We start from the raw sequence: 6,832 nt of genomic DNA on the forward strand, positions 1-6,832 counted from the left end.
GCGGGGAACTGCGCGACAAGCCCCCACCGGCCCGCAGACGCCGGACGCAGCGCAAGACGCACCCCGGTAGGCGCCCCACCGACAAGCCCCCGGCAAGGGCACGGCAAGGGCGGGGGAGCCAAATGGCTCGGGGGTGGCACGCGTGGTGGCGCTGGGGGTGCGGATGGCGCGTCGCGTCGTAAAAGAGAAGTCGCGAAGTAAAGGGGAGAAAGGTGGCCGAGAGTGGGATGTTGTCGGTGATTCCACTAAAAATCCATCGTACGGGTGAATCGTGGAGGCTTGCGTGTGGCGGGCTTGCCATTGCGGCATCGTCTGAAAATAGGCTGGCGCGCCATCGGCGGGGCCCTGGGCACAAGGGAGTCTGCGATGACCGATTCCGAGATCGGGCCGGAGCCCGTGCGGAGCTGTCCCTTCCGACATGACAAGGCTCTGGAACCCGACCCGTTCATGAGCCGGATGCTGCAGGAGGCACCCGTCACCCGTGTGCAGATGCCGTACGGCGAAGGCACGTGCTGGCTGGTGACTCGGTACGACTACGTGGCGACGGTCACCTCGGACAAGCGGTTCAGCCGGGCCGCGCTGATCGGGATGGACTTCCCGCGCATCACCCCGGCGCCGATCGTCCAGTCCGAGGCGATCAATGTGATGGACCCGCCCGACCTCAACCGGGTCCGCAAGATCATCGTGAAGGCGTTCACCACGAAGCAGGTCGAGGAGCAACGCCCGCTGACCCAGGCCACGGTGAACGAGCTGCTGGACGGCATGGAGGAGCACGGTGCCCCGGCCGACATCGCCGATCACCTCGCGGGCCGGCTCCCCCTGCGGGCCATCTGCGACATGCTGCAGATCCCCGAGGAGGACCGCAGGCAGATCCGGCAGTGGGCCATGGCCATGATGTCCATGTCGCTGACCGAGAAGACCTCGGCGGCCGAGGCCAAGGCCGGTCTGCGGGCCTACTTCAGCGAGCTCAGTGCCGAGCGCCGGGCCAACCCCGGCTCCGACCTGATCAGTTCGCTCGCCCAGGCCCGCGTCGGCGAGGAGATGCTCGACTCGGAGGAGCTGGCCGTCCTCGCCATGCTCCTGGTGGTCACCGGCCACGACACCACCACGTACGACATCTGCAACGTCATCTACACCCTGCTCACCCACCCGGATCACCTGGCGGACCTGCGGTCCCGGCCCGAGATCCTTCCGCAGGCCCTTGAGGAGCTGCTGCGCTACATCCCGTTCCGGCAGGGCGTCGGCATCCCCCGGGTGGCCCTGGAGGACGTCGAGTTCGACGGGGTGACCGTCAAGAAGGGCGACGTCGTCCACGTGTCGTACCTGACGGCCAACCGGGACGGGCGCATCTTCCCCGACCCCGACGTGCTGGACTTCGACCGCAAGGACCCCGCCGTCCACATGGCCTTCGGCTATGGGAGCCACCACTGTCTGGGGTCCCACATGGCCCGCATGGTGCTCCAGGTAACCCTCGCCACTCTGCTCGAGCGGTTCCCGAAACTGCGTCTGGCCGTACCGGCGGAGGAGGTGAAGTGGAACACCACCTCGATCTGGCGCTATCCGCTCACCCTGCCGGTCGCCTGGTAAAGGAGTGCGTCATGGCAACTCTGTGCAGACCGGCCATCTCCGTTCCCGAATACATCATCACCCGGGAGGAGACCCTCGACCTCGCGCGCACGATCCACGCCGACCACCCGCAACTGGGCCTCGCCCTGCGGCTGATCGGCAATACCGGAGTGCAGACCCGGCACCTGGTGCAGCCGATCGAGGACACCCTCAAGCACCCCGGTTTCACCGCCCGGAACGCGCTCTACGAGATCGAGGCCAAGGCGCGCGTGCCCGAGGTCATCCGGCGCGCGCTGGACCACGCCGAAATGACCAGCCGCGAGATCGACTTGATCGTCTATGTCTCGTGCACCGGCTTCATGATGCCCTCGATGACCGCCTGGATCATCAACACCATGGACTTCCGGACGGAGACCCGGCAGCTGCCGATCGCGCAGCTCGGCTGTGCGGCCGGTGGCGCGGCCATCAACCGCGCGCACGACTTCTGCACCGCCTACCCCGAGAAGAATGTGCTGATCGTGGCCTGCGAGTTCTGCTCGCTCTGCTACCAGCCCACCGACCTCGGGGTGGGCAACCTCCTCTCCAACGGCCTCTTCGGCGACGCCCTGGCGGCGGCCGTGGTGCGCGGCGCCGGCGGCGTCGGCGTCCGGCTGGAGCGCAACGGCTCCCACCTGGTGCCCGACACCGAGGACTGGATCTCGTACGGCGTCCGGGACACCGGGTTCCACTTCATGCTCGACAAACGCGTGCCCGGCACGATGGCCATGCTCGCGCCCGCGATGCGGGCGATGGCGGAGCCGTACGACTGGGACATGTCCGGCCTCGACTGGTACATCGTCCACGCGGGCGGCCCCCGCATCCTGGACGACCTGTGCAAATACCTCAACCTGCCGGAGGAGATGTTCCGCTACAGCCGGGCCACGCTCACGGAGCGGGGCAACATCGCCAGCGCGGTCATCTTCGACGCGCTGGAAAGGCTCTTCGCGGACGGGGGAGCCGACCATGACGCGCGGGGCGTGATCGCGGGCTTCGGCCCCGGCATCACGGCGGAGATCGCCCTGGGTACGTGGTCGGCCAATGGCGCCACTGCGGAGGACGCGGTCCCGGTGCAGGCACCGGCGGCGTAGGCGCGCCCCGTCAGGGGCGCGGGGCTGTATCGATATGCGGCTCCGCCGCGTGGGCGCGACCAGCTGTGTACGACCTGTAGACGCCTACCGGGCCCAGGCCGCAGCCCGGGAGGCGCAAACGGACGGAGTCACACGCCGTACTGGCTCAACACCGGCTCCCCGAAAGGATTGGTCCAAGGCCCCCGTACCCGCACACGCGGTGACACCAAGTGGTACAGGGCCCCTTCCCACAAGGGGAGCAGCGGCAGATCCGACAGCAGCACCGACTCCGCCTCCCGGTAACGGGAAAGGCGCGCAGCGGGGTCCGTGACCCCCCGCGCCGCCGTCAGCAGATCGTCGACCCGCGGGTTCCCGTAGGGCAACCCGTCCAGCAGCGGACCGATCGCGTTGTCCGCGGAGAGGAAGTCCACCTGCCAGTTGATCCTGAACGGCGCGTTCGACGAGGACAGTTCGTCCAGGAACACCGAGCGGTCCACCGGTACCGCCTCCGCCGGGATGCCCAGCGCGGCGCCGACGCACGAGGCCAGGTCCGCCGCCCACCCCTCGTGCCCCTGCCCCGCGGGGAAGCGGAAGGCGAAGCGGTCCGGCGGGGCGGCGCCGTGCTCCGCGAGGAGCCGCCGTGCCCCGGCGGGGTCGTAGGGGATCACGTCGGACGGCTCCCCGCCCGGGTCCAGCACGGGCGGCAGGACGCGGTGCGCCACCGGCCGCGTCCCGCCGAAGTGGCGGCGGCCGATCCCTTCCCGGTCCACGCACATGGCCACCGCGCGCCGCACCACGGGGTCGTCGTAGGGCGGCACGCCGGTCGGGAAGCCGAGGAAGGTGACCATGGGGTTGGGCGTGACGCGGAAGGACGGTCCGCCCTCGGCCGCCGCCCCGGTGATCAGGGTCGGCGGCACCTCCGTCACGTCGGTCTCGCCCCGCAGGAACGCCGCGTAGCCCTCGGCCAGGTCGGGGTGGGTACGGAAGACGACCCGTGCCGCCTGGCCGACGCCGCCCGTGGCGTGCGCGGCGTTGCGCGCGTAGTAGCCGTCGAAGCGCTCCAGTACGACGTCCGCGCCCGGCTCCCAGGGCGCATCGAGCCGGTACGGGCCGTTGCCGACCGGGTGCCGGGCGAAGCCCTTCGGGTCGGCCTCGGCGAGTTCGGCGGGCACCGCGGTCGTCGCCCGGTGGCTGAAGACGGCGGCGATGTCGTGGAAGGGGGCGTTCAGCCGGACCTCCAGCAGCAGCGCGTCCAGGGCCTGCACCCCGCTGAGGCGTTCGTCGCGCCCGGCCCGTACGTCCTCGTAGCCCTCGATCATCGACAGCAGGGGCGCGTGCGCCGAGTCGGTTCCGGGGGCGGCGACGCGGGACAGCGCGTAGCGGTAGTCCTCCGCGGTGACGCGGCGGCCGTGGTGGAAGCGCACGTCCGGCCGCAGCGCGAACCGTACGGACAGGCCGTCCGGTGCCACCTGCCAGTCGCTCGCGGCCGCGGGGGCGAGCCGTCCGGTCGCCGGGTCGCAGTCCACGAGCGGGTCGGCGAGGAGTGCCGCGATCAGCGCCCCGTCGTGCTCGAAGGCGGTGCCGGGGTCGATCGCGGACGGCATGCCGAGCTGGACGCGCAGGGTGCCGCTGTCCGGAACGTCCAGGGGGGCGCTCACCGGGCGCCCGCGGCATCGGCCGTGACGGCGGAAGCCGGGGCGGCGGAGACCGAGGCGTCCGACGGCGCGTCCGCGGCCGTGGTCTCCAGCCGGTACCGGGCGATGCCCGCGAGCACGGCGGCGCGGACCGTCGCCTCGTCGGGGCCGCGGAAGAGGAAGCGGCCGCCCGCGTGGTCGTAGCCGCCGTCGCCGGTGAAGACCTGGCCCGGGTGGGGCAGCGCCTCGGCGTAGCACTCGGGGACCGCCTCCACCAGGGAGTTGCGGGCGACGACCCGCTGCGGCCAGGGCGTCGGCTCGGGGAGGACGAGCCAGCCGGCGCCGACCCCCGGGCCGGGCCGGACGAGTTCCTCCGGCGGCGTCAGCGGGGGCAGCCCGAGCGCGGCGCGCACGGCCTCGCCGTAGAGGTCGATGTGGAAGATGTCGCGGTGGACGAACGGCACACCCGCACCGCCCGGCCGCAGGCCCACCTCCAGGAACACGTGCTCGCCCGCGGAGTTGACGATCACCTCCAGGTGGAAGGGCCCGTCCCACAGCTCCAGGGCGTCCAGGCAGTCGGCGGTGAAGGCCAGCAGGGCGTCACGCCGCGGCCCCGGGTCGAGGAGCACCGAGCCGAGCGGCAGGCCGCGGGTGAAGTCCAGGCAGGTGTTGACGTACGCGGAGACCGTCGCGAAGTGGAGGTGGCCGTCGCGGCGGATGCCGTCGATGTGGTGGATGGCCCCTTCGACGTACTCCTCCGCCTCGTAGCGCTCGGTGTCGAGATCCTGGAGCGCCTCGGCCAGTTCGGGCTCGGTGCGCACGAGCAGGACGCCCTTGGCGGAGGCGCCGTCCTTGGGCTTGAGGATCAGGGGCAGCCCGAGCTCCGCCACGAGCTCCTCGGCGAGCGCGCCGCCCTCCAGGGTGCGGTACCGGGGGGCGCGCACCCCGGCCAGGTGTATCCAGCGCTTCATCCGGGCCTTGTCCCGGAACCGCAGGACGTACTCGGTCCTCGGGCCGGGCGCGTCGAGTGCCTCCCGCAGCCGTGCCGTCGTGACCAGGTCGAACTCGGACAGGCCGATGATCCCGGCGAGCGGCCCGTGCTCGGCCACGATGCGGCGGGCGGCGGGCAGCAGCGTCTCGTACTCCATGTCCTCGACCACCACGGTCGCCACGGCGCCCTTTTGGTCGAGGGGCGCGAGCGCGTCGGCGGTGGCCAGGTAGGCGAGCCGGTGGGTGCCGGGCGGTACGAAGCGGTGGTACTCGCCGAATTCGTCGTCGAAGCGGTTGAGGACGAGCAGCAGCGGGAGCTGGTCGGTGTCCCGCGCGGGTGCGTATCGGTTCACGGTCACGCTTCCTCGGTTCGGTTCGGTTCCGGCGCCGGGTCCGGGTCAGCGGTCCCAGCGGAGCAGGGCGGGCAGGGCGATCAGGGTGACGAGCAGGGAGAGGGCGCCGCCGACGAGCCAGGGCGACACCAGACCGAAGGAGTCGGCGACGAAGCCGCCGACGAGGGAGCCGAGCGGCATGGCGCCCCAGGTGAGCATGCGGGCGGCGCCCGAGACCCGCCCGAGCAGTTCGTCGGGCACCAGCCGCTGGCGTACGGACTGCACCACGACGACCCACAGCGAGACGCTGATGGAGAACACGGTGAACAGGGCCACGACGGTGACCGGGCTGCGGCCCACCAGGCCGATCGCCAGCCACATCAGCGAGCACGCCGACTGCGCCCCGATGGCCGTCACCCGGCCGCCGAGCCTGCCGACGACCCGGCCGCCGACGATCCCGCCGACGACACCGCCGACCGCCATGGCGGCGAGCAGCACGCCGTAGCCCCGGTCGCCGATGTGCAGCTCGTCGTGGGCGAACAGCACGAGCGTGGAGAGCGCCATCGCCTCGCAGAACATGGCCGCGCCCGCGACCAGCGACAGCGTGCGCAGCAGCCGGTGGCGGAGCAGCCAGCGCAGCCCGGCGGCGATCTCCGTGGACAGCTTCCCGCCGGTCGCGGGGCGCGGCTCCCGGGCGGGTGTCCGGATCCGGGCTATCAGCAGGACGGACAGGGCGAACGTGACGCTGTTCAGCCAGAACGGCAGCGGCATGGCGAAGGAGAACAGCGCGGCCCCGAGCGGTGGCCCGGCGAACTCCTTGGCCACCGTCTCGCTCGCCACGAGGCGGCCGTTGGCCTTCTCCAGGTGCTCCTCGGGTACGACGGCGGCGATCACCGTCTGGCTGGCCGTGGTGAACAGCACCTCGGCGGAGGCCACGCCGAACGGCAGCAGGAACAGCATCCAGATCCGCGTCAGCCCGCTCGTCACCAGGATCGCGATCAGCGCAACGAGCGTGGCCTGCGTGATCTGCGCGCCGAGCATCAGGCGTCTTCGGTCCATCCGGTCGACGAGGGCGCCGCCGACGACGGAGAGGAGGAGCCAGGGGAGGGTGGCGGCGAATGCCACGCCGGAGATGAGGCGGGGGTCGCTGGTGAGGCTCTTCGCGGCGAGCGGGAGGGCGGCGACCACGGCGCCATCGCCCAAG

The 6,832-nt window shown here is 71.6% G+C and carries 5 protein-coding genes; 2 read left to right on the forward strand and 3 right to left on the reverse strand.

Annotation, left to right across the window (positions count from 1 at the left end; genetic code table 11):
- Positions 1 to 366: 366 nt before the first annotated feature.
- Both K6I34_RS28200 and K6I34_RS28205 read left to right on the forward strand, forming a co-directional pair.
- Positions 367 to 1,587 (forward strand): cytochrome P450, encoded by a 1,221-nt coding sequence (locus K6I34_RS28200; RefSeq protein WP_229330052.1) that lies wholly within the window; start codon positions 367 to 369, stop codon positions 1,585 to 1,587.
- An 11-nt stretch (positions 1,588 to 1,598) separates the two neighbouring features.
- On the forward strand, positions 1,599 to 2,693 hold the full coding sequence (locus tag K6I34_RS28205; protein ID WP_229330054.1) for a type III polyketide synthase: 1,095 nt from the start codon (positions 1,599 to 1,601) through the stop codon (positions 2,691 to 2,693).
- Between the two features lie 128 nt (positions 2,694 to 2,821).
- Here K6I34_RS28205 and K6I34_RS28210 read toward each other — a convergent pair whose 3' ends face one another.
- The 3 genes from K6I34_RS28210 to K6I34_RS28220 all read right to left on the reverse strand — a co-directional run.
- Positions 2,822 to 4,330 carry an ABC transporter substrate-binding protein gene (locus K6I34_RS28210; protein ID WP_229330056.1) on the reverse strand — a complete coding sequence of 503 codons (1,509 nt, stop codon included), beginning with the start codon at positions 4,328 to 4,330 and terminating at the stop codon, positions 2,822 to 2,824.
- Entirely contained in the window at positions 4,327 to 5,649 is a 1,323-nt protein-coding gene (locus K6I34_RS28215; protein WP_229330058.1) for an acetyl-CoA carboxylase biotin carboxylase subunit family protein, read from the reverse strand. Before K6I34_RS28215 ends, K6I34_RS28210 begins: the two co-directional genes overlap by 4 nt.
- A gap of 45 nt (positions 5,650 to 5,694) precedes the next feature.
- Positions 5,695 to 6,832: MFS transporter (locus tag K6I34_RS28220; protein ID WP_229330060.1), on the reverse strand; the 1,138-nt coding region annotated here is incomplete at its 5' end.

Source organism: Streptomyces sp. UNOC14_S4, from assembly GCF_020740835.1.
Classification (GTDB): Bacteria; Actinomycetota; Actinomycetes; order Streptomycetales; family Streptomycetaceae; genus Streptomyces.

What these genes read in the sequence shown, in the direction of transcription:
- K6I34_RS28200 (WP_229330052.1), top strand. Translation starts at nt 367, where the DNA reads ATGACCGATTCCGAGATCGGGCCGGAGCCCGTGCGGAGCTGTCCCTTC.
- K6I34_RS28205 (WP_229330054.1), top strand. Translation starts at nt 1,599, where the DNA reads ATGGCAACTCTGTGCAGACCGGCCATCTCCGTTCCCGAATACATCATC.